Below are 23,384 nucleotides of genomic sequence, written 5' to 3' on the forward strand. Positions count from 1 at the left end.
GGCTTTTCGGGGTGGCGCGGCAGGCGATGGGCAGAGGTGCGGTTTGCCGAGCGCCCGGTGGTGAGTGGTCAGCGTTTGATGCGTCCGCGGACGGCGAGGGCTGCGAGGGCGATGAGGGTGGGTTCCAGGAGCCGGGAGGCCATTTCGATGTAGGTGCCGGCGGTGGTCAGGTCCTGTCCGCTGGAGCGGAAAACCACGGAGTTGAGAGTGACGTTCAGGGCCTTCTCGAAACGTTCGCCGGTGACCCTGTTCCCGGTGGGGTTCTGCGGGGCGTCCCTGTCGATCTCGAAGGTGACTCTGCCCCCGCCGGGCCGCACCGTGCCGGTCGCTTGCTGCTTCGGTGACTGTTGAGGGAGTCCGAATCCCATCAGCAGCGTGATGGTGATGAGCATGGCGGCGGCGAGCCAGCCCAGGGCGCGGGAGGCACGCAGGCCGTAGCCGGACAGCAGCCAGTAGGCGTGGAGCAGGCCGCGCTCACCCCGCGGAATGTCGTCGGCATGACGGCGCATCTCCATTTCGCCGTAGTAGAAGTCCGCTGCCCCCGGCTCGTGCTTCCCGTCCTCGAAAGACTTGCGCAGGGCCCGGTAGACCGGCGCCAGCTGTAATGGCCCGACATGTGCGGAACCCTCCGCCGTGGTCCAGCCCTGGACCGCTGCCGGCTGGTTCGCGCGCCAGTGGTGTTCTTCGGCGAGGGTGCGGCGCCGGGCGAACCGGACGGGATGCCATCGCCGCCAGTGGGTGCCGGGCGGGACCTGGGCGAAGGAGCAGTTGCCCTCCAGCCGCAGCTGGTCCAGGTGCACGGTCCCGGTGAACAGGCACTGCGACAGGTCGACGTCGGCGAGGAGGAGATGGGCTGTGTCCACCCCTCTCAGTGAGGCCATCTGCACTGTGGCGTCGGCGGTGTCGGCGAGATCCCGTTCTGCCACCGGCTGCCCGTCGGGGAACTCGAACGGGTCGGCCTCCGAGGCGATCGTCAGAGGGTGTTCCAGGACCGCGTGGGCGAGGTCCACCGTCGCGTAACGCAGACGCAACTCTGCCGTCGACAGCCAGCGGGTTCGTCGGCACTCCAGGCGTTGCGTGGCGAGCGCGAGGGTCACCGGGCCGCCGAACACCGCCCTGGACAACGTCACCTTCCCGGCGCACACCAATGGCCCGAGTCTGACCTCCCGCGCGAAACTCACCCCTTCGAACCAAGCGTCGCGCTCAAAGGCAGCCGCCCCGAACCTGGCGTCGCCATGGAAAGTCGCCGCCCCGAACCAAGCACTTCTCTGGAACGTAGCCGCCCCGAACCAGGCGCCGTCATGGAAGGCCGCCGCCTCGAACCAGGCGCCGCTCCGGAAGGTCGCCGCCCCGAACCTGGCGTCGCCATGGAAGGCCGCCGCCTCGAACCAGGCGGCGCTCTGGAAGGTCGCCGCCCCGAACCCGGCGCGGCCCTGGAAAGCAGCCGACCCGAACCCGGCGTCGCTCTGGAAGGTCGCCGACTTGAACCAGGCCTCGCCCTGGAAGGTCGCCGACTTGAACCAGGCCTCGCCCTGGAAGGTCGCCAACGCGAACCAGGCATGACCCTGAAAGGTCGCCCCCTCGAACGCGGCGCGCCCCTGGAAGGTCGCCGCCTCGAACCCCGCGCGGCCCTCAAAGCTCGCCGCCTCGAACCCTGCGTCGCCGAGGCGGGGGTGTCCGGTGCCGGGGTCACGGAGGGCGGCCAGAAGGGCATCGAGAAGGAGTTCGGTGAAAGGGGTGCCGCGGTGATCGATGTCGGCGCCGGGGGCCAGGCCGGCCAGGTAGGCATCGCGGTCGACGTCGGCCAGATGCGCAAGGCATGCGGTGTGGCCGGGGACATGGACGCCGAGGCAGCCGACGGGGTCGGTGGCAGGGTCCGCCCCGTGTGCGCAGTACGGCCATGGAGGTGCCCCAGGTATGGCAGGTGTGGGTGTACTCATGGGCGTGGTGGCTCCATGGTGTGTCGGGCGCGGAGGGGGCGGCAGGGGAGGCCAGTGGCCGGGTCATCCTGCCGCCACATGGCCAATCCACTCAAGCCCTCGGTAATTTGCAGGGGGGACTGCCCTACGTTCGCGCGATCGGCGGGTTCCTGACCCGTCCGATCCTTTTAGGGAGCGATCCGGTGCAGGTAGTCGATTGCCACCGCGAGCCACGGGGCAGCTGGTCCGGCGAGAAACAACGGGGCGCACACGCTGTACGAGAGCACGACTTCGAGGCTGCCTGTGGTCACCCCAGTAAGCAGCGTGTGGTCGAACGGCAACCAGGTCTTCGGCGACCCTGCTGGCATGAGCCTCAGCCCAGTTGAGGTCAAAACGACACGAGCAGGAGTCTGGTCGCGCCAGCGCTCCGCAGCGGCAGCCGCTGCCTCTTCGCGCCGTCGTGCGTCGAGACGGCGATTAGGCACCCAGCGCCGCCCGAACGTCGGGTGGTTCTCGTAATACCCGGCGGGGGACGGAGGCAAGACGGTCTCGCTTCCGTAAAACCGGGCAGTTGAGCACAGCACATCGGCGTAGGCGCTCTCCCCATCGGCAAGGGGGAGGCCCGTCACCGGGACCGGCGCAAGGTTTCCGCCGCCCTGGAGGTGGAGCACGAGCGCGGACGCTGCCTGCTCTGCACCGTGCTGGGCGGCAATCGCCGTCCGGGTCTGTCGCCCTTGCCGCATGGTCATTCCTTCCTCATCGAGCGTCTGCCTCTGGGCCGCTTCGGAGTGCACGTAGCGGCCCAGAGGCACTTAAGAGATGAGATCACCAGAGGCGGCTGGAGGGGCCGGCGGGAGCCTTTTGGGCCGCCGCCTCCTCTTCCTCTTTGAGTCGGACGAGCAGGACCCCCAAACGGTCGTTGCCGATGGGCTGGCGAGCGCGAACGGCATTCTTCACGGCCTCCCGGCTGATCCGTCCGGCTCGTTCGGAGGCTGCGCGCGCGATCGGCAGCAGCTGTTCCAGCCACTCTTCGTCGGCCTCCCGGTCCTGCTGGGAGTCAACGTCGTTCGGGACGGACGATTCCTTCCCGTCCGTGGGGTCGGGGACCGTCCCCGGATCTCTCCATCCGACGGCCGCGTGGGTCCCTGTTCCTTCGCGGCAGTCCGAGGGGCCGGGGGCCGGTCCGTCCGCCGGTTCCGTGTGCGCGGACGGACCGGCCATCGGTCCGTCCGGCGCAGCCGATTGAGTCCGGCTGGCCTTGAAGGTTCCGGGTTTCCGCAGGTCAACAAAGCCCCCGATAGGGGCATTGTCAGCGGACGGACCGGCCGCGATCACTTGCTCTCCGGCCTCCGTCGCGGAGCTGCACGAACCGCACATCGGCGCGACAGGTACGTTTCCGCTATGCCCTGGAACGGGTCGGCGGACCGGTCCGGGACGGATGTCCTCACGGTCCCGGACCGAAAGCTCGGCACTCCGCGCCATCAGGATGTACAGGTGCACGGAGCCCGCCAGAGCCAGCGGTGCGAGCGTCGACAGGACCCCGACGACTCCGTCGGTGAGGTGCAGCGCGGACCGTCCCGCCTGCGGATCGTCGTTCAGCGTGATGGCGTGCAGGGCGTTCGCCCCGAGGCTCGCGGTCGTGGCTGAGAGGAAGAGAAACCAGGCGTACAGCCGAGCACCGAAGGGCCTGTGACGAAGGAGCACGATCGCTCGCACGCCGTACGCAATGAACCCGTCAACGAACACCGGAAAGAGGTAGGAGAGTGACTCCCGCGCGTGGATCGCGGTGGCGATCTGACGCAGTGCGTCATAGGAGAATGCAAAGCCGGCCGCACCGAGCAGAATGATCGCTGTGCGGTCCCAGGCAGTCATTCCACGAAGCCTGAATGCACTCTGTGTTTCCGTCGGCGCCGGGCCTATATCGGCACGAGACATCAGAGAATGCCTCCGTCGCGCGGGTCGATGGACTGCCATGCCGGTGTCCGGGCAAGCATCTGGCCGAGCTGGTCCATAGACGTCACCTCGTGCACGTGCTGACTGGGGCAGGTCACGCACGACACCCGCAGCAGGATGCGTTCAGTCCCGCCTTGATCTGTGTAGAAAAGCTCCAAGTGCTGGCCCCCGACGGTATCGAGCGACGCGAACGCCTGGAGATGTTCCTCGAAGGGGAGCAGCCCCAAGATCTCCCAATCGAGCGTGGCCGCGTCGGCGCCCAGGAGATGGCGCGCGTACTTTGATGCCGCGGTGATGGACCTCGGCCCCCAGGTCCGGAAGGCGGTCTCCCGAGCGGCAGCGCGCCGCTCCTCAGCCACCATGAGGTGCTTGGCCGCAGCGATCATGATCGGGTGACTCATCGGGGGCCTTTCAGGAAGTATTGGGTGCAGGTCGGGGTGTCTTCGCCCGACTCGTTGGCGAGGTGAAGAAGAACGTCGGCGTGGCACGGCACGTCGAGAGGGCATGTGCACATCAGGTCGAAGCCGCATAGCGCGCGGGCGAACTGGTCGGAGTAGCAGCTGCCCACCGGGCCCCGAAGCGTGGCGACGAAAAGGTCTACTGCCTCTGCCGCGTCCATCGGTGTGCCGAGCGGGGTCGGACCGCGGTCTCCTGCCCTGAACAGATTCGTGTACCGGCTGCGGGGGGTCCCACATATACACAGGCTGTGACAAGACTGCGGCGTCCTGGGGCGCTCCTCGAAGACGGACGGGCATCAGGCCGCCCTCCCGCTGCGCCGCCGGTCAGCACCGACCATCGGCACGAGGCCGGTCACCATCTCGGCAAGCCGACTGGCCACCCGAGCGCCTACGAAGCCGCTCAGATCCGGCCCGTTCTCATTGCGGGCGGGAAGATTGGACGTGATGATCGTCGGCAGGCAGTGGTTGTACCTGTAATTGATCAGCCGATACGTCACCTCCTCGGTCCACTCCGACGCCTTCGCCGTACCGAGATCATCGAGCAGCAGGTACTGCACCTCACTGAGCCGTCGCAACTCACGCTCCCCAGCACCCATGACTTGCGAAGGCCGCAGGCTTCCGTACATGTCCGCCGAGTTCACGGCGATCAACTCGAATCGGTCCGGACCGCCGGCCGCGATCCTCCGCAGCGCCCCGTATCCCTGATGGGTCTTTCCCGTCCCCGTAAGGCCGGTGAGGAGTAGGGCCCCAGCGGACGCGTTGTCCGACAGGGCGTGGTCGGCCCAAGCCGCCACCTCCGGAATCGTTGCCTCGGCGTCACGGAACCTCGGCGGGGTGGCCGTCTTCCAGCGGTTTAGGGCGTACTCGGCCCGTGCGCGGCGGTGCCACTCCTGGTCACCGGGATTCTCGCCCGCCGACTCGGCGTCTTGGTTTTCGGGCATGACCTGAATCCTTTTCGCAGCGAGTATCCGTTCCAGGGCGCCCATTGATCCGGCGCTGCCCGCGCGTTCTGGCTGTGCCATGATCAAAATCCGTTCTGGTAAGCACTGGGCTCGGCACTGATTTGAAATGGAACCCAACCCCCGGAATGCGGCCGCAGAGGAGCGACGTTGCCTGCTGATGCCGGGGTGTGCGATGGGAGGTCTGCCCAGATGCGGAGCAGGTAACGGGCCGACTGGGGCGGTCGGTCGACATTCCACCGACGCGCGACCATCTCGACCAGTCGTTCATGTCCCCAGCGAGCCGCAAGAACTGTTACCCGATCCCACTCCGATTCCGTAAGCCGCCAGCCGACGAGCATCCCAGCATCGGTTATCGCTGTTACCAGCTCTCTAGCACCATTCGGAACCTTGACTGAATCCTGGCTGGCCGGATTGCTCTGTGGGCTCGACCCAAGCAAGCTAGCTTGCTTCTTGATGGTGGTAATACTCCCTTCGGGAGTATTACCACCACGCGTATGTGAGGAAGAAACTTCCGACTCGTTATGTAGAAAGTTCCTGCTTGTGGCTGCCGAAGGAGTCTTCCGAGAAGAGACTTCCTGGATGCTTATTCCATCTTCCGGAAATTCCCCAGGTGAAGTAGGAAGTTCTGCCCGCGAATCAGCGGAAGTTTCGGTGGTCCCCTCGAATAGGAGTATCGAGTAGCTGTTGGGGTTGGAAGCACCCCCACCGCGCTCATGGGTGAGTTCACCGAGCATCGCCAGCTCACCCAAGCACTTCGTTATCGAGCGGGCGGTAAGCCGCGTCAGGCGGGAAATCTCTTCCAGAGTCAGCGTGGCTTTCCCCATCTCATCGGCCTCACGGGCGAGCGCGAGCATGACGAGACGCGAGCCCCTACACGACTTGGAATCTGACCAGACCAGTTCGGTGGCTATGGCACTCATCATTCTGTCCCGTCGGATATCGCTATACGTCGCGCGAGCGCAATACCAAAGGAGCGATCGTCCTCCGGTACGTACCCGTTCTGGTACGGTTCTGGTGTCAGGTACAGCGCTCCTGAAGGCAGATAGAAATCATGCGCACGGCGCCAGTCAGCGGCGGCGCCGAACTCCTGCCGGATCAGGCACGCCACTCTTCCCTCGACCTGGTGATCAATGAGCATTTGGTAGAAGTCCGATTCGAAGAGGAGGGTAACGCCTTGACGCTTTGGGTAGACGCGAACCAAAACTGCCGTCGGGGCCATTTCCCGAATCGCGTCACTGATATTCATGCGTCGTGAAGCGCTGGAGGCGTTTGAAATCATTGGGGAAACTCCTGAAACGCAAGTACCGGCTTGCGGAAGAATTGTTTCCTCTTTGAGGTGCGTCAGGCAGTGTCAGCACTGTGAGTAGACGGCTGGGAAGCCGACGTCGGCCGATACTTCTGCCGGTGTCGCCTAGCGAGCTTCAAGACGTATTCGTGTGTAACACCGAGCCCCCGCGCCACGGCGTCAGGATCCAGCGATGGGTCTGCCGCGAATCGAGCGATCACCGCGTCGCGCTCGTCCTTGCCGAGCGCCGCTGTAGAGCCATGCAAGGCCGCTTGGACGACCTCTTCGCTCACACGCTTTTGCCAGGCGGTACGCAACGCGGACCGCTCCGAGGCGAGGAGGCCAGCCCGTATCCCCCACTTGTCGTCGTCCCTGAGCGATTCGACCAGGCACCGGGCCGCCACGGCCAGCGGACATGATGCACAGAGATTCCTTGGCCGGTTTAGGGAGGCGCCCAGCTTTTGTTTCACGATCTCAGGATCTTCGTGCGGACCATCGCAAAGTGGTACGAAGATGTTTATGTCTTGGTTGGTGCACCTGGCCTCTTCTGCCCAGTGCTTCCCTGGGGCTTTCCTCGACTCCGCGATGAGAGGAGCCCAATCCCCTTGATAGGCAGCCTCGGTGAGGCTGGTTATACCAGTGCTCATTTCATCTCACGATGTTCACGGCGCTAAGCGCGGTTGCGCGCCTGAGCGCAAGAGGAAAGTCAGAAACGCTTGCGCGCGCGTTTGGAGGGCTGGAGTGGCATGACTGCCGACTCGTGGTCCTTGTCGTTCGCCACACCAGGATTCACAAAGTGCATGTCGGAAATCGCACGAAGATCTTCCTCTGCGAATTGCACGAACTTTCCGAATTTCCGGTGAGGGAGCTTAGAGATTCGCTCACGCAGCCATTTTTCCGGAATGTTGAGACGCTCGGCCGCTTCGTCGTACCCGACGTGTAGACGTGTATCGCGCGGTTCTGACGGGCGGGTGCTCAGCAGCGCATCGATGTCACTGACCCGCGCGAGCGCGCTCATCACGGCGGCGAGTCCCTGCAGTTCTGTGAGGCCGGGGGCGGTCGGGCTCGCTGGCGTCACGGCAGACATCACGCTTCCAGCCCATGTGACCGGGCCGTATGCAACTCCGCGGTTCGCAGGTCGAACGCATGAACGTCTGTGGCTGCCCACCCGGCGTGAGGGAATGAACGGATGATCCACCGCGCGATGGTCAGGGCCTTGGCCCGGGGGACGCGAAGCTTACGGCCACGCTCATTGAGGGCCGTAAGACCCAGGTGGGGCCAAAGGGTCCGCGGGCCTTGTAGGCGAACCTGGACTACAGCGACCCCGGGCAGCATGGACGTGAGCTGCGCGGCCAGCCGCTCAGGCGGCCCCGAAGCGATGTCTTGCTTCGGGTTGCAGTCCGCAATGGGGGACATGCGACACTCCTCTATGTGGTACGCCGCTCCGGTAGTGCCGTGCAGGACATGGGGCGGCTTGTGAGTGATCTTTGTGCCCCCTATCGGGGTCCACAGATCACGAGCTGTCTGGCGTCCGGGAGGTGCGAACTCTCGGACGCCGATGGCATGTTGAGGGGGAAGTGATGCGCACGCCCAGTGCGCGGCTTCTCCTCTCCGCCAGCGGCTGAGCCCGGGAGGGCTCGGCGCGTGAGCGAAGGCTGTGGGGGTGCGAACTCCCTCTTTTTTCGCTAAACTGAAGCTATCTTGGCTCGTACGAAAAGTCAACAGTCCGATGTTTCTTCGGTTCGCACAAAAAACGACGAGGTCTGATGCCAGCCCGACGCTTCGATAGAGCCCGTATGCGCTCTGTGCGGCGAGCTGCCGACATCCCGCAGGCCGACGTGGCTTCAGGCGTCGCCGCCGCGGATTCGACAGTGGCAGGTTGGGAACTCGGCTCCTCGGTGCCGGACCAGGAAAAGCTGCCAGCCCTCGCGCGGGTCCTCAAGCAGGACCTGGACAAACTCTTCCCTCGACGGGGCCTGCCCGATCTCACCGATCTACGCTGCGATGCTGGCCTCTACCGATACGAGGTCGCGAAGGTCATCGGAACCAAGAGCGATGGCCCAGTCGCCGGTGCGGAACAAGGGGTACGCCCGCTCAAGGAGAAGTACATCCGTCCTCTGGCCGGCGCCTACGGCGTCACCGAAGACGAGCTGAAGCAGGCGCAGGCGCGCTCTCTCGCGAAGGTCCAGGGCGAAGAGACCATGGCGGAGCCTGCCGACAACGGGGCCACCGGAGAACCGCCTCAAACGCTCTCCCAGAAGATCACTCTGATCCTGGAGCGGTCGTACCCCGAGGGGACCGCACCAAGGGACGGGGAGATCGCGGACGCAGTGAATGCCTACGCGGGGGCACAGGTCGCCACTGCGGAGGACATCGAGCGCATTCGGACCGGCAAGGAGGAAGATCCCGCCCCGGTTGTCCTGCAAGGACTTGCTGAGACCTTCGGCGTCTCCGCTCTGTACTTCGAGCCGAACGATGCCGTGGCGCGCCAGGTCTATGAGGGGCTTCGCCTCATGTCGGCTGCGAGGACGGGGCAGGTGCGCCGGGTCAGAGGTCGGGGCAGTGGCCCAGAAGGGCTGTCGCCCGATGTCTTGGCGCTGTTGAACGACCTGGCTATTGAACTCGAAGAAGCTGATCCCGACACCGGGGAATAGTGCCTGCTGCGAAGTGCGGCCCGGGATCAGGCGCTAATGGACTACTGCTCACCGTTCACAGCGCCCGGCTCGTGGCGCACACCCGCGGCGTAGACCGCCCTGATAGCGCCCAGTGCCCCGAGGTCGTTGAGCGGATCGCCCTCGACCAAGAGGATGTCGGCCCGGTAGCCGGGAGCGATCCGGCCCGTCGTACCCGCGAGACCAAGTGCAGCTGCCGCTTGGGTCGTTGCCATGTCGATGATGGTGCTGTTCGGCGGGCCCAGGTGGGAGTAGAACGACAAGGCCGGAACCAGGCCGTCGAAGCCAGCGCGCTGGACTCCCGCGTCGGTGCCGGCGATGAGATGAACGCCAGCCTCGGCCATCTGCTGAACGAGACCGAACATCGCCGCAGCTCGTTCCTCACTGAAGAAGCGGGGAAGCATCCGCCAGTGAGGGCTTACTGCCGGGCAGACCGTGATTCCTTGCTCGATGATCCGCATGAGTACGTCCTGCCGAAGGTCCAGGCCGGTGCTGGTCATCCACGTGCAGTGCTCGATCGTATCGACGCCTGCTTCGACGGATGCGGCGATGCCGTCGGCGCCGTGCGCGTGGGCGGCTACCGGCACGCCCGCCTTGTGAGCCTCGTCCACGATCGCCGCGAGTTCGGCGGGAGAGAACTGACTCTCGTAGCTCTTCGGGCCGTCCTTCGTCAGTCCACCACCGGTAACCATGGCCTTGATCACTCCAGCGCCTGCCGAGACGTTACGCCGGACCAATTCGCGAATTTCGGCTTCCCCGGAGACCTCGCCACCGAGGAAGTGGGTATGGCCTCCCACGGTGGTCAGGGGAGTACCCGCGGACACGATATGCGGTCCCGGAGTACGCCCTCCCGCGATCTCCGAGGCCAGGCGAAGCACCAGGCCATCGCGGTCACCTAGATCCCGGGCCGTGGTGACGCCGCTGAACAGCAGCTGCTTGGCACGGTCGCGCATGTCGCGGAGCAAGGTCTCGTCGGTGGACGCCTGAAGCACGGAGACAGGCTCGGCCCCGCCGTCGAAGACCAGGTGCACGTGCGCGTCGATCAGCCCCGGCAGGATGGCTCCCGAGAATTCGACGTGGGGTGTGTCAGCGCCGGCCTGCTCGATGATCTGCGCCCGGGGTCCAACGGCGGTGATCGAGTCGCCCGTAACGAGGACCGCGCCGCCCTCCAGGTATGTGCCGGATCCGACAAGTACTCGCCCGCTGATCAGCATCTCGTCTCCTTGCTCATTGAAGGCCACGCTCCGCACGCAACGCGTCTGACACCGCGATCAGTTGTCTCACATCCGACCGGTGATCGCCCCCGGCCGCCATAGCGAGAGGTACAACCGTGCGGGGAGCGGGAGTGCCTTGCCCCACCAGTGCGGAGGCCCGGCGGATCCGAGCCGCCAGCTGGACGGAATCGAGGTCGAGAACAGCGGTAGCGTCATCTTCCTCGTTGATCAGGTAAGGACTGATATCTACCAGGCCGTCGCGGCACTCCACGATCCTGCGGTGATACCGCCTGTGCACGCTCCGGGCCCGCCACCGGTCCAAAGCTGCCTGAGAGGCCGGTGGCAGGACATGCTGCGGATACGCCTGCGACAACAATGCCCACAGCGGGTAGAGGCGACGGTGGTCCCGCCGATGCCGGAGCCAGAGCTGTAGCGAAGCGACCCTGGCACGCGCGCCTGAGTAGGTGATACCCGCGACGAAGACCAAGATCGAGGCCATCAGCATGAACGCCACCGCGATGATGATCGGCTCCGGGACCGTTGCGCCCGCCCATCGGACGGTGACAATGACGGCGCGTATCGCGCACTCCAGGGCCATCAAGATCAGGCCCGCGGCGGCCATCCACAGACCTGTCGAGTGTGGGCGCCGCGACATACGGGCATAGCGGCGGGTCCAGTACGCGGCCATTCCCAGGGCGTACATGAGGTAGAGGCCAGCCCCGTTGAAGAAGAGGGCGACCTGCGGAACCGTCATGTCCCCCGACGTGAAGGTTCCTGCGAGTTCCCGCGCCGGGACCGTTTCCGCGCAAACGGTGATCGTGACGCCGACCACCGCCACGACGATGGCTTCGATCCTGGCCCTGCGGCGTCCTGCCTGCCCGTCGGCCGAATACAGGTAGAAGCACATCAGGAAGTAGACCGTGAGGAGCAGAAGAAGATTCTGAATGAGCCTCGCGGTCCCGCTTCCGGCGACTGACTCAACGCCGGCCTCGCCCCCTGGCATCGCCAAGAGGTTGGACACCGCTGCGCAGAGGAGACACAAGGCGACGGAACGCAGGGGGGCGTCATGTGGGGATCGCTTCAACTGGATGAGCTTCCAGACAGCCGCAGCCGAGAGTCCAAGGAGTAGCAGGGCCATGTCCTACAGCCATCCCCGCCGGTCACCGAGAGCTGACTGAACGCGTCGGAGTGACGGATCTTCCGACATCGGTGCCGCAGTGTCCAGCACTGATGACCATTCGAGAATGATGGTCGCGGCCAGTTCGGCTGCGCACTCCTCGCCGTCGTCGTAGGAACAGCGCCGCGCCATGCGCTTGATCATCTCTGGGGCGAACAGCGGAAGCACGCTGGACCAATCGGCTATCTCCGCATCCTGCCGCTCCGGATCAACGGCGACCTCAGCGGGCTCAGCCGATAGTTCTGCCGCGGCCTCTTCTCTGTCTGCCAGGAGGATATGCCCCACTTCGTGCAGGATTATGTGCTCCTGGTGGAGGCGCGTCGTTTCCTGCTGGTAGAGGATGACGTCGAAATTCTCGTACTCGCACCATGCCCCGGAGTGGCCCGGCTTCTTCAGCGGCGCCGACCGCAGGTGCAACGGCCGTCCACGCCTGCTGCTCAGAGCCCGGCAGAGTTCGTCGACATCGAGCGGTGGGTGGATCCCGAGATCTCGCAGCTCGCGGCGGATCAGACGATGCAGGTCACGCTCCACCGTCCGGTTCGTGGCTGGGTGCCAGCGCCAAAGGCGCCCGCGGTTTGCGGCGCCTCGGGCGGGAGCCCTTGACTCAGCCGCGGCGCGGCCGCTCTTTCCTGGCCACATTGGGTAACTCCTTCAACCGGCAGTGACGGCTCCCGGCTGCTCGACACCGCCCCGTGCCGATGACGTCAACGGCGGCAGGCGGCAGAGCTCTGGGCCCAGCGAGGATCCGTCAGGAGGCTTTGATGCCGGGCCTTCTGGTTGCTTCTGCACGTTGTTTTCGCTAACGCGAAGTCGCGGTGAACCACCCGCAAGCTGCGTCGGTGGAGCTTGCGGGAACCTTCTTGGACAGTACGTGAGACCTCAGACAAGACGTGGCCTAAAAACCATGATCGCCGTGTCTCGCCCGGGGCCTCCTTCAATGTCAAGAAAGGCATCAAATCACCCAGTCAAGCACTTGATCATGGTTTGAGCTGCAAGTTTGCCATCTGTCGTGGACGCTTCAGGTTTCAATGAGTGATGGTGACTCTGTTATCAATTCGAGATCTTGGCTTTCGATTGCGATGCGCCAAAGGTTGTAAAATGGACAAAACGAATCCTCTTGTGGCAGGTGTGGCCACGGTCACCAGGGCGCTTCGGGCGATTGTCGCTGTTGCGGTCGCCGCTGTGGGGAAAGTGAGATCGAGCCAGTGCGTTGACTGCCTGAGGGTCTTGCGCGGGCGCGATCTGCGCACGCGATGTCCTTGCGGGCGGCTGCGTCTCGCGCTCATCGGAGTTCTTGCAGAAGTAACGCAGATTGCTAAAGCAAATAGACCGAGAAGGCTCCTGCTGCGCCGCAACCTGACCCTGCTGGGCCGTCTACAACCTCACCGCCTCTGTCCCAGCCGTCGGCGCCCTGCGCCCGCCGCGCGACCGGGACGCGCCAGCGACGGACAAGGGTGACGGCGGTGACTGAGGCCGTCAGGGCGGCGTCGGATGTTGGCCCGCTGGCTGTCGGTAGTGTGATCAAGGCGGCGTTGGTGCGGTAGGGGTGGCAATATTTCTGAGTGAATGAAAACGGCGCTGTTGCCGGACAACGCTCCAGGTCAAGAAGTGTTGACCCCGCGCCTGCGGGGATAGTCCTCAGGCAGGCGTGCCGGCGCCGGCGCGCGGGTGGTTGACCCCGCGCCTGCGGGGATAGTCCGCGGAGTTTGCGCCGCTAACCCCCGCCTCGGTCGTTGACCCCGCGCCTGCGGGGATAGTCCCTGCCTTGGACTGCTTTCGGGGCGCCTACGAAAGTTGACCCCGCGCCTGCGGGGATAGTCCTCTATGTCCTTCTTGAAACCAGTCCAGAACGGAGTTGACCCCGCGCCTGCGGGGATAGTCCGCCGCCGTGGCCTTCCACCAGGCCGTCCTCGACGTTGACCCCGCGCCTGCGGGGATAGTCCCTTGAAGGACACGACGGGCAGCCCCCACGACTCGTTGACCCCGCGCCTGCGGGGATAGTCCGGGGGTGTGGGCCGAGGTCGAGCGCCGCGGTGCGTTGACCCCGCGCCTGCGGGGATAGTCCGCCGAGCAGCCTGGGGCGGATCCGCGACAGCATGTTGACCCCGCGCCTGCGGGGATAGTCCCCGCGGCCGACGCACCAGCGCCGAGCCCGCCTTGTTGACCCCGCGCCTGCGGGGATAGTCCGACGACGCCAACCCCCGGGTGCGCCGTGGGGCGGTTGACCCCGCGCCTGCGGGGATAGTCCTTTGGATGACGCCGGCTCCGACGGACAAGTGGCGTTGACCCCGCGCCTGCGGGGATAGTCCGGGTGGTGCTCATGGTTCTCCTTCGGGTCGTACGTTGACCCCGCGCCTGCGGGGATAGTCCGGCGGGCTGACATGGCCGAGGCCTCGTACCCGTGTTGACCCCGCGCCTGCGGGGATAGTCCTTTGGGCGCACTGGGCTGACACCGCAGCTGTCCGTTGACCCCGCGCCTGCGGGGATAGTCCGGCGTAGCCCATAGCCGCATGGGCCCCAGCCTCGTTGACCCCGCGCCTGCGGGGATAGTCCGCGCATGTGCAGTAAGTGCCAAACCATGAGGAAGTTGACCCCGCGCCTGCGGGGATAGTCCGAGCAGTGACTGCCGGACGATCACGCTGAACAGGTTGACCCCGCGCCTGCGGAGATAGTCCGCCCAGCTCACCCCCCTCGGCAGATCTCGCACCGTTGACCCCGCGCCTGCGGGGATAGTCCGCTGGTCGACCACACGCTGGAAATCTTCGGCGAGTTGACCCCGCGCCTGCGGGGATAGTCCAGGTAGTGGCGGTTGCGTCGGGAGCTGTACGCCGTTGACCCCGCGCCTGCGGGGATAGTCCGGTGCACGCCCAACTGGTGCAGGTGCGGGCCGAGTTGACCCCGCGCCTGCGGGGATAGTCCCTCCACACGACGACCGCCACGGCCAGGCGCAGCGTTGACCCCGCGCCTGCGGGGATAGTCCTCGACCCCGCGGCGGGCCAGGACGGCCGGGTCGATTGCCACCGCCGTTGGCGGCTTGCGTTGACCCCGCGCCTGCGGGGATAGTCCGGTGGCGCGGGCTGAGCGGACGCTGGCCGAGGGGTTGACCCCGCGCCTGCGGGGATAGTCCAGTGTGTGGCCGGGCTGGTGTTGGACCTGGTGAGTTGACCCCGCGCCTGCGGGGATAGTCCGGAGAGCTGACCATGCCTGCGACACCTGACCGTGTTGACCCCGCGCCTGCGGGGATAGTCCGTAGTGAAGGGCTGATCGTGGCACGTAGGACGCGTTGACCCCGCGCCTGCGGGGATAGTCCGGCCCCGGTGTCGAAGGTCAGTCCGAAGGTGCCGTTGACCCCGCGCCTGCGGGGATAGTCCGGGAGGCGGGACGTGAGCCTGGATGAGCTGTACGTTGACCCCGCGCCTGCGGGGATAGTCCGCCCTCGTACCAGTTGACGCCCACTATCAGCGGGTTGACCCCGCGCCTGCGGGGATAGTCCGACGCGATCCCCTCCGCAGCGAAATACCTGTGCGTTGACCCCGCGCCTGCGGGGATAGTCCGGCGCAGTGGCGTGCGGTCAGGTGGCGGAGCGCGTTGACCCCCGCGCCTGCGGGGATAGTCCGACCGGTCTGCACCTGTACGCGGCGGTCGAGGAGTTGACCCCGCGCCTGCGGGGATGGCCTGTCGGCAGGCGAGCGAACTGACCTCTGCAGCAGTCGAGTTGACTCCGCGCCCGCGGGGGTGGTCCCCCGTACCAGTACCGGTCCGGGGGTCTCGCGGTGTCGACCACGCACTTGCGGGGGTGTTCCGCTGACGGGAATCTCCGTCCGTTCCCAGCCCCTGTCGGACTTCGAATCCGCGGGGATCTTTTGGTGAGGAGGAATGACGCCACCCTGTTTGGCGGACAAATGCTGGGCGCCGTGCCTGAGGGCGCCACCTTCTGCTGCCGTGGCCTCAGGCCGCCAGTGTGTTTGTGCCTTCGGGTTCGGAGGCTTCGGTATTTCCGCAGTTCAAGCCGTGTTGTCAGTGGTCGCCTCTACGCTCTGGTGCTCAGTTCTGGATGAATGCGAGGGCGCATAGTGGATGTTCGGGAGTTGAGGGGGCGTTACGAGCCGTTTGTGGTGTCGGCGCTGGAGACGTTGTGGGGGAAGTCGAGGGAGCGGGCAGGGGGCTCTACGAATCTTCTGATGGCGCATCTCTTGGATACTGCGGCGATTGCGGAGCTGATGTGGGATGGCTTCCTTGCCCGTTCGACACGGTCGGCGTTGGATGAGATGGCGGGTGGGTCGGGACAGGGGCGGCTGCTGTTCGCCTGGTTGTGCGGGGTCCACGACTGCGGGAAGGCGACGCCGGCGCATCAGCGTTTATGGCCGGAGGGTGCGGAGGCCGTACGCCGGTCGGGGCTGGCGTGGGCGGAGATGGCTGCTGTGGCGGGAGCGAAGCAGCAGAAGCGCTGGCGTCACGACTGGGCCGGTGGGCTGTTGGCGCGTGACTTGCTGGCCGATGCCGGGTGGAGTGCGGAGCAGGTGGACTGGGTGTGGCCGCTGGTGGCGGGGCATCATGGTGCGTTTCCTTCGTTGCGCGATGTGCAGGAACCTCGTTCGGCAAAGGGGCAGTTGAGGGGCAGGGGAGCATGGCGCCGGGTTCAGCAAGCCTTGCTTGAGGTCTTCACGCGGGAGGTTGGTTTCGGGGCGCTCGGTGAGGTGGAGCCGGTGGCTGTTCCATCCAGGGCGCTCCAGCTGCAGCTCAGTGGCTTGGTGGTCATGGCGGACTGGATCGCGAGCGACGAGCGTTTCTTCGTGGGTATGGACGATCTGCAGCAGGTGAGCCTGGATGCTTCCCGTGGGCGGGCGGCACTGGCGTGGAAGGCTCTGGAGCTGCAGGGCGGCTGGGGGGCTCTGGCCCTGCCTGGGCCAGAGGCGTTTCTGGACCGGTTTGGGTATGTGCCGAGGCCTTCGCAAGCAATGGTGGTCGAGGCAGCTCGCCGGATAAGTGGTCCAGGGCTTGTGGTGGTCGAAGCGCCGATGGGTGAGGGCAAGACTGAAGCTGCTCAGGCTGCGGCGGAAGTACTTGCGGCCAGGTTCGGTGCGGACGGTGTGTTCGTTGGGATGCCGACCCAGGCGACCAGCGATCCCATGTTCACCCGGACACGTCGGTGGGTGAAGGCGATCGAAGAGCAGCTCGCGTCTCGGGTGGTGCTGCTGCACGGCAAGAGAGCGTTCAACCGGGAGTGGAAGAGCCTGCTGGAGGGCGCGGGCGCCTATGCGGACGAGGCATTCTGCGGGGTGGATGAGTTCGGGTTGGATGGCGACCCGTACGGCCTTGAGACCGGTGTGCGCGATGCGCCGGAGCGGCTGGCGCCTGCTGAGTGGTTTCTGGGGGCGAAGCGCGGGCTGCTGGCACCGTTCGTGGTCGGCACGGTCGACCAGCTTCTGTATGCGGCTACCCGTACGCGGCACGTGATGCTGCGGATGGCAGGCTTGGCTGGCAAAGTCGTGATCCTTGACGAAGTACATGCGTGTGACGTGTACATGAGTCAGTTTCTGCGTGAGGCGCTGCGGTGGCTGGGCCAGGCCGCCGTGCCGGTGCTTGTCCTGTCGGCGACGCTTGCCCCCGCACAGCGGCAGGCATTGGTCGAGGCGTATTTGGCCGGTGCGGCGTCCCGTGAGGAGTTCCGGGTCGAGGTTCCGGCACCGCCGGGCTATCCGAGTGTCACGACGGCATCATTGCCGGCCTTGGGGGAGGCACAGGTTCACGTTGATTCGACGGACAGTTGGCGCGAGGATCTCGGAGTGGTGGTGCGCGTAGTGCCCGAGGCGGTGCCAGGTGCCCGGTCCTCGCGTGCGGAGCGGCAGCGGTTGCAGGGTGCGGCGGACGCGAAAGTGGGGGGCCTGTTGGCGGATGAACTGGCCGATGGGGGGACCGCGCTCGTCATCCGCAACTCCGTTGCGAGGGCCCAGAGTCTCTACGAGGAACTGCGCGAGCGTTTCGGCGATGACGAAGTACGGCTTCTGCATGCTCGGTTCACGGTTGCCCGGCGTGCCGATCTGACAGAGGAGAGCCTGCGTCTGCTGGGTCCGCAGACACCGCGGCCCCGGAGCGGCCGGTTGATTCTGGTGGCCACACAGCTGGCTGAGCAGTCCTTCGATGTCGATGCCGACATGCTGATCACGGATCTGGCCCCTGTCGATCTCCTGATGCAGCGTGTAGGACGACTGCACCGGCATGAGGACACGTGGCGCCCTGACAGACTGCGCGTGCCACGGGTGTTCGTTACCGGGTTCGATCCGCGTGAGGGCCGTGTGCCGGCTTTCGGGTTTGCCAGCGAGATGATTTACGGACGCCATCTGCTCCTGCGGACCGCTGCCGTCCTCCCCGGAGCGGGAGAGCTGTGGTCGGTTCCGGGAGACGTACCTGGACTGGTGGAGAAGGTGTACGGGTCGGATACGTCGCTGCTGCCCGAGCCATGGCAAGAAGCCGGTGAGGTTGCCAGCCGGGAGCAGGAGGGCCGGGACCGAGCCCGTGCCGAAGAGGCGCGGCAGTTTCTGCTGACTCCGCACGGTGAACACGAGAGGCGCACCCTGGCGGGCCTCCACTACGGGGGATCCACTGCGGGCAGCGACGAGAGTTCGCTGCAGGCAGCGGTTCGCGACGGTGACGAATCCGTCGAGGTCATCCTGGTGGTCCGGGATGAAGCCGGTGGGGCATTCCGGACCTTGGCGGGGCGAGCGCTGAGCGTCAATGGTGATGTGGCGCCGGATGTGCTGGATGAGGTGTTGGGCTCGATGGTGAGACTGCCGTCGAAGTTCACTCAATCGGCTTTGGAACTGCGGCCGTTGCCCGCCTGGCACGGGCATCCGTGGTTGCGCCAGAGCCGTGCTCTGGTGCTGGACGCTTCACGCAGGGCCCAACTGGGCGACTTCACGGTGTCGTACGACGACGAATTCGGTCTCCGGCAGGTGTAGAGCCCTGTGGCTGCTTGTGCGGATGTAGCCGGGCCGAAGGGGGAGTGGCGAGCCGCCGGGCTGGATCCCGGCGGCTCGGTGCCCCCGCCTAGCGCGGGGTCGAGGTAGCTCCCGATCTGCTGTGCAAACAGAGAAGGGGATCATCCCCGCAGACCGTCCATCGCGGCTTGGTCTGCCGGGTCAACGTCCGGATTCTTACACCTGGTTGTGGAGAAGACATGTGCGCTCCCCAACACCACTGCTAGCGTTAAACATAGAAGATTCCATTGAGGGGGAATGATGACTCATGGCTTTTCCCTGAACGACGATCCCTGGTTGCTCTTACCGCCTGCTGCGGGGGGACCGGCGGGGGAGCGACCTCTGAAAACTGCGTTGCTGGATGCGCACGAGTTCGGCGACTTGGTGGTGGAGATCCCCACCCAGAGGGCGGCAGTATTCCGGCAGGTTCTGCTGCCAGTGGTCCTCGATGCCCTGGGCCGCCCGGCCGACGAGCGCGAGTGGATGAGCTGGTTCTCCAAGGGGCGATGGTCACAGGAGCAACGCCGAACTCTCGAAGCCTACTTGGACGCACACCACGCGTTGTTCGACCTCTTCGATCCGGCGCAGCCCTTTGGGCAGGTCGTCGGGCTGTGTACTGCGAAGGGCGAGACGAAGAATGCCGGGCTGATCGTTGCGACCGCTGCCACCGGGAACAACGTGCCGCTGTTCGCTTCGCGTACGGAGGGTGATGCCTTCTCGCTGACTCCCGCGCAGGCGATGCACTGGTTGGTGCACACGCAGTGCTGGGACACTGCAGCGATCAAGACGGGAGCCGTGGGCGATCCGAAAGCGAAGGCGGGCAAGACCACAGGAAACCCGACTGGGCCGCTCGGGCAGATGGGCGTCACCTTATTGGTCGGTACGACACTGTTCGAGACCTTGCTGCTGAATCTTCCGGTCGGGGCTCCGCCGACGTCGTCCGACCTGCCGCAGTGGAGGAGGCGCGAGCCTTCGCATCCGTGCTCGGCCGGTACCCCCCAGTGGCAGGAACGGGCACCCGAAGGGCTCCTGGACCTGTGGACGTGGCAGTCTCGCCGAATCCGGCTCTTCCCCGAAGAGACCGATGAAGGTGTTCGGGTGACGCGCGTATTGGTTGCTGCGGGGGACCGGATGCCTCACACGCCTGAAACCGAGCCGCACACCATGTGGCGGGTGGAGCCGACCGGCGGCCGGAGCGCGCGAAGAACCAAAGGCGGAACCGTGCCGCCGCGCCGTCCTCTGCGTCTCCAGCCCGGCAAGGCTGCGTGGCGTGGGCTCGATGCGCTCCTTGCGCCTGAACGGCAGTCGCGGGATGCCGGGGAGAAGACGAGCGGGTTCGCCACGAGCAAGCTCCTGGACCAAGCAGGCGCTCTGGCGCCCGACCTCAGCGAGGCATATCCGCTGCGCGTGGAACTATCCGGTATCGCCTACGGGAATCAGTCGGCTGTCATCGACGACGTGATGTTTGACGCGTTGCCTCTCCCGTTGGCAGCGCTCGAAGCCGACAGTGACGTCCGCTCGGCTCTCCTCGAAGTGACGGAACAGGCTGAGCAGTTGGCCACATCTATCAATCATCTGTCGGCTGATCTGCGGCGTGCGCTCGGCACCGAACCGATCCCCTGGGACAAGGGGCAGCGCCCCGGCGAGCTTGTCCTGCATGCCTTGGACCCCTTGGTGCGAAGGCTGTTGGCCGGGATGAGGGGTTTGGAGGACCTGGAGCGGATCGAGGCGGGCCAGCTCGCCTGGGAGCAGCTTGCCTGGCGCCGAAGCTGGGAGGTAGCTGACCGCCTCCTCCAGGCGGTACCCGTCGGAGCATTCGTGGGGAGAAACATCTCGCAGGGGGAGGGAAAGCCCGAGCGCACGTATCGCGTCTCGCTGGCCGAGGCTTCCTTCCTCAAGCGTCGTAAGGAGATCCTCCACCGGGCCGAAGCAGCTCCGCGGAACCACCGCGCCCCTGACAGCCAGTAGCCGGCGAGACGCCCTTCAAAGCGCCACACCCCGGCCCAGGGCCACTGGATACCCGCGCTCCGGGCCATTCCAGCACGCCCTTTGTGACACAGCGTCCCTCATCACGTCTGGATACGCTCATGACCGAAGAAGACCTCACGAAGCAGAGAATCTGGCACCGCTATATCGCCGCAGACGGCACCTGGCGCCGCAAGAAAGGCACTGAGCCGGAGAGGCGCCCGCCCGGGGAGGACCTCGCGGTTCTGCGCCGGGGGCTGGGCCGCCCGGCGGGAACCGTGCTGGAGATGTTCCCCTTCTACACCTGTCCGGTCGACGACTTCGCCGCACGTCGAGGCGAGGTCTCGGCCGAGCAGGAGGCCGAGCACATCGCGCTCGCTCTCTATGGGCTGCACCAGCAGAGCCAGGACCGACCGATGCACCGCGACGGATTCAGCCTCGGCCGGGCCATGCTGGAGCTCCGGCGCCACGACCGTACCAGTGACGAGGCAGTGGACTCCCGCTTCCAACAGGCGTTCTCCGCAACGTCAACGGCAGCACTGCAACTGCGTCTGCGCGGCCTGATCACGCAGCTCAAGGACATCAAACAGCCCCTCGACTACAACCGCCTGGCCTGCGACATCCACGACTGGGACCGGCCCGGCTCCCGCTCCCGTGTCCGCCGCCGCTGGGGCTTGGACTACTACGGCTGGACCCAGAAGGCTACAGCTCCGAGTTCCGACCGCTGATCCACTGCACGCCCTGACGTCCGCCTTGCCACAGACGTCCTTCTCCTGTGCGCGCGCCCGCATCCGTACTGGCAACAGACCCGCCGACTACCGCTCACTCACACAACCTGGAGCAATCCGATGACCCAGCGCCTCTACATCGACGTGCACGTTGTCCAGACTGTCCCGCCCGCCAACCTCAACCGAGACGATCAGGGAAACCCCAAGGAGGCCATCTACGGCGGGGTTCGCCGCTCACGCGTCTCCTCCCAGGCATGGAAACGGGCATCCCGCCAGCACTTCGACGCCCAGGCCCCCGAGCCCGACCGCGCCACCCGCACCAAGCGCATCACCAACGAACTCAGCACCCGGATCTCACGGAACACCACACTGGACCGCGAGGACACCGACCGGATCGCCGCAGCCCTTCTTGCACAGCTCGGCCTGAGCCAGGGCAAGAAGGCCGGCGACACCGCCTACCTCCTCTTCTACGGCAACGCCCAGCTCGACGCCGTGGCCGCCCTGGTAACGGACCGCGCCACCGACCTAGCAGCCCTGGACGAAAAGGCCCTCACCGAAGCCGTCAAGGAACTGCCCGTCGCCGAGAACTTCAAGACCGGGCACCCCGTGGGCGTCGCCCTGTTCGGCCGCATGGTCGCCGATATCCCCAAGCTCAACGTCGACGCCGCCGTACAGGTCGCCCACGCACTCTCCACCCACGAGACGCAACTCGAATTCGACTACTTCACTGCGGTCGACGACCAGAACGAACAGGACGAGACCGGCGCCGGAATGATCGGCACCATCGGCTTCAACTCCGCAACCCTCTACCGCTACGCCACCGTCGGATTCGCCCAGCTCACCGACAACCTCGGCGGCGACACCGAAGCCGCCCTCGACGCCCTCGACCGGTTCGTCGACAGCTTCGCCCGGTCCGCCCCCACCGGCTACCAGAACTCCTTCGCCCACCGAACCCGGCCCAGCCTCGTCGCCGTCGTCGTGCGCACCGACCAGCCCGTCAACCTGGTCTCCGCCTTCGAAGAGCCCATCGCAGCAGAAGCCGGCATCCAGGCGAACTCCGCCCGCCGCCTCGCGCAGGAGCACATCACCGCCACACAGGTGTGGGGAGACACCCCTCTCTACGGAGCTGCCAGCCACACCTTCACCACCAGCGAAACCCGCACCAAAGACACCGCCGAAACCCTTACCCAGGCATTCGGCGAACCCGTCACTTTTCCCGACCTGCGCACCACTCTGCGCGCTCGCATCGCCACCGCCCTGGGGGAACAGGCGTGACGCACCTCGGCCACACCTCCGTCCTCCTGCTGCGGCTCGCCGCCCCCCTCCAGTCATGGGGCGACCGCAGCACCTTCAACCGACGTGAAACCCGGCCCGAACCCACAAAGTCCGGAGTCGTTGGCCTTCTTGCCGCAGCCGCCGGCCGCTCCCGCTACGCCGCCTTGGACGACCTCGCCGGTCTCGGACTCGGCATCCGCATCGACCAGCCCGGCAGCATCCTCCGCGATTACCACACCGTCAGCGACTACCGCGGCCAACCGCTCCTCTCCGCCGCCGTGACCGCCAGGGGCGTACAGAAACCCACCTCACCCGCCAAACACACACACATCACCCAGCGCTTCTACCTCCAAGACGCCGTCTTCCTCGCTGCCGTGGAAGGTCCGCAGGGACTCATCACCGCCCTCGAACACGCCGTACGCCACCCCGTCTTCCCTCTCGCCCTCGGCCGCCGTTCCTGTGTACCCGCACAGCCCCTGGTCCTGGGCCAGCGCACCAGCTCGCTTGAGGACGCGCTGCGTGCCGAGCCCTGGCAGGCTGCCCCCGCAGTACGCAAGCGGTGGGGGCGGCAGAACGACGACGCCGCACACATCGACCTTCCCGCCACCCTGGACGATCCGGCAGGAGACGAAGTCCGCGATGACGTCCCCCTGTCCTTCGCCCCCACAGGCCGGACCTTCACCACCCGCCGTACCCGCCACACCTACCTCGAAGCCCCCACCGGCCTCACCCCCGACCCCGCACGGCCCCCGACCAACGGCGGCCACGACCCCTTCGCCCTACTGGGCTGGTGATCGAC

General features: G+C 66.0%; 19 protein-coding genes and 1 CRISPR repeat array. Of the genes, 6 read left to right on the forward strand and 13 right to left on the reverse strand.

Annotated features, from left to right (window positions below; translation table 11 throughout):
* Positions 1 to 68: 68 nt before the first annotated feature.
* From OG285_RS25370 to OG285_RS25415, 10 genes are all read right to left on the reverse strand, one after another.
* Positions 69 to 1,940 carry a pentapeptide repeat-containing protein gene (locus tag OG285_RS25370; protein ID WP_371792314.1) on the reverse strand — a complete coding sequence of 624 codons (1,872 nt, stop codon included), beginning with the start codon at positions 1,938 to 1,940 and terminating at the stop codon, positions 69 to 71.
* 167 nt (positions 1,941 to 2,107) lie between these two features.
* Positions 2,108 to 2,287, reverse strand: a complete 180-nt coding sequence (locus OG285_RS25375) for a hypothetical protein (protein WP_371792315.1) — start codon at positions 2,285 to 2,287, stop codon at positions 2,108 to 2,110.
* Between the two features lie 457 nt (positions 2,288 to 2,744).
* Positions 2,745 to 3,791, reverse strand: coding sequence for a DUF2637 domain-containing protein (locus OG285_RS25380; RefSeq protein ID WP_371792316.1), 1,047 nt, complete (start codon positions 3,789 to 3,791; stop codon positions 2,745 to 2,747).
* 62 nt (positions 3,792 to 3,853) lie between these two features.
* The gene (locus tag OG285_RS25385; protein WP_371792317.1) at positions 3,854 to 4,258 is read right to left on the reverse strand and encodes a DUF6195 family protein; all 405 of its coding nucleotides are present in this window, start codon (positions 4,256 to 4,258) and stop codon (positions 3,854 to 3,856) included.
* A gap of 11 nt (positions 4,259 to 4,269) precedes the next feature.
* On the reverse strand, positions 4,270 to 4,575 hold the full coding sequence (locus tag OG285_RS25390; RefSeq protein ID WP_371793612.1) for a DUF4326 domain-containing protein: 306 nt from the start codon (positions 4,573 to 4,575) through the stop codon (positions 4,270 to 4,272).
* Positions 4,576 to 4,626: 51 nt separating this feature from the next.
* Positions 4,627 to 5,271 (reverse strand): ATP-binding protein, encoded by a 645-nt coding sequence (locus tag OG285_RS25395; RefSeq protein ID WP_371792318.1) that lies wholly within the window; start codon positions 5,269 to 5,271, stop codon positions 4,627 to 4,629.
* An 83-nt stretch (positions 5,272 to 5,354) separates the two neighbouring features.
* Positions 5,355 to 6,146: a hypothetical protein gene (locus OG285_RS25400; RefSeq protein ID WP_371792319.1), complete on the reverse strand. Its 792-nt coding sequence runs from the start codon at positions 6,144 to 6,146 to the stop codon at positions 5,355 to 5,357.
* Positions 6,147 to 6,211: 65 nt separating this feature from the next.
* A complete protein-coding gene (locus OG285_RS25405; protein WP_371792320.1) occupies positions 6,212 to 6,571 on the reverse strand; it encodes a hypothetical protein in 360 nt (119 codons plus the stop codon).
* A 62-nt stretch (positions 6,572 to 6,633) separates the two neighbouring features.
* The gene (locus OG285_RS25410) at positions 6,634 to 7,224 is read right to left on the reverse strand and encodes a WhiB family transcriptional regulator (protein ID WP_371792321.1); all 591 of its coding nucleotides are present in this window, start codon (positions 7,222 to 7,224) and stop codon (positions 6,634 to 6,636) included.
* 59 nt (positions 7,225 to 7,283) lie between these two features.
* Complete coding sequence (locus tag OG285_RS25415; protein ID WP_371792322.1) at positions 7,284 to 7,664, reverse strand: helix-turn-helix domain-containing protein; 381 nt, start codon at positions 7,662 to 7,664, stop codon at positions 7,284 to 7,286.
* A 709-nt stretch (positions 7,665 to 8,373) separates the two neighbouring features.
* On the opposite strand from OG285_RS25415, the gene OG285_RS25420 reads away from it, so the two are divergent.
* Complete coding sequence (locus tag OG285_RS25420) at positions 8,374 to 9,231, forward strand: DNA-binding protein (RefSeq protein WP_371792323.1); 858 nt, start codon at positions 8,374 to 8,376, stop codon at positions 9,229 to 9,231.
* A 41-nt stretch (positions 9,232 to 9,272) separates the two neighbouring features.
* Here OG285_RS25420 and OG285_RS25425 read toward each other — a convergent pair whose 3' ends face one another.
* From OG285_RS25425 to OG285_RS25435, 3 genes are read right to left on the reverse strand one after another with little or no spacing between them, the layout of a single operon-like run.
* Positions 9,273 to 10,463, reverse strand: coding sequence for an amidohydrolase family protein (locus OG285_RS25425; protein WP_371792324.1), 1,191 nt, complete (start codon positions 10,461 to 10,463; stop codon positions 9,273 to 9,275).
* Positions 10,464 to 10,476: 13 nt separating this feature from the next.
* The gene (locus OG285_RS25430) at positions 10,477 to 11,601 is read right to left on the reverse strand and encodes an MAB_1171c family putative transporter (RefSeq protein WP_371792325.1); all 1,125 of its coding nucleotides are present in this window, start codon (positions 11,599 to 11,601) and stop codon (positions 10,477 to 10,479) included.
* A 3-nt stretch (positions 11,602 to 11,604) separates the two neighbouring features.
* Positions 11,605 to 12,171, reverse strand: coding sequence for a hypothetical protein (locus OG285_RS25435; RefSeq protein ID WP_371792326.1), 567 nt, complete (start codon positions 12,169 to 12,171; stop codon positions 11,605 to 11,607).
* A gap of 1,079 nt (positions 12,172 to 13,250) precedes the next feature.
* A CRISPR array of direct repeats spans positions 13,251 to 15,443; the repeat unit is 28 nt; unit sequence GTTGACCCCGCGCCTGCGGGGATAGTCC.
* Between the two features lie 378 nt (positions 15,444 to 15,821).
* Here OG285_RS25435 and cas3 point away from each other — a divergent pair.
* The 5 genes from cas3 to cas5e all read left to right on the forward strand — a co-directional run bounded on the left by cas3 (position 15,822) and on the right by cas5e (position 23,379).
* Positions 15,822 to 18,599, forward strand: a complete 2,778-nt coding sequence (gene cas3 / locus OG285_RS25440) for a CRISPR-associated helicase Cas3' (RefSeq protein WP_371792327.1) — start codon at positions 15,822 to 15,824, stop codon at positions 18,597 to 18,599.
* A 279-nt stretch (positions 18,600 to 18,878) separates the two neighbouring features.
* Complete coding sequence (gene casA, locus OG285_RS25445; protein WP_371793613.1) at positions 18,879 to 20,585, forward strand: type I-E CRISPR-associated protein Cse1/CasA; 1,707 nt, start codon at positions 18,879 to 18,881, stop codon at positions 20,583 to 20,585.
* Between the two features lie 119 nt (positions 20,586 to 20,704).
* Positions 20,705 to 21,310 carry a type I-E CRISPR-associated protein Cse2/CasB gene (casB, locus tag OG285_RS25450; protein WP_371792328.1) on the forward strand — a complete coding sequence of 202 codons (606 nt, stop codon included), beginning with the start codon at positions 20,705 to 20,707 and terminating at the stop codon, positions 21,308 to 21,310.
* Between the two features lie 120 nt (positions 21,311 to 21,430).
* Positions 21,431 to 22,585 (forward strand): type I-E CRISPR-associated protein Cas7/Cse4/CasC, encoded by a 1,155-nt coding sequence (gene cas7e, locus OG285_RS25455; protein ID WP_371792329.1) that lies wholly within the window; start codon positions 21,431 to 21,433, stop codon positions 22,583 to 22,585.
* The gene (gene cas5e / locus OG285_RS25460; protein WP_371792330.1) at positions 22,582 to 23,379 is read left to right on the forward strand and encodes a type I-E CRISPR-associated protein Cas5/CasD; all 798 of its coding nucleotides are present in this window, start codon (positions 22,582 to 22,584) and stop codon (positions 23,377 to 23,379) included. Before cas7e ends, cas5e begins: the two co-directional genes overlap by 4 nt.
* Positions 23,380 to 23,384: the final 5 nt, after the last annotated feature.

It is taken from the genome of Streptomyces sp. NBC_01471 (genome assembly GCF_041438865.1).
Taxonomy (GTDB): domain Bacteria; phylum Actinomycetota; class Actinomycetes; order Streptomycetales; family Streptomycetaceae; genus Streptomyces.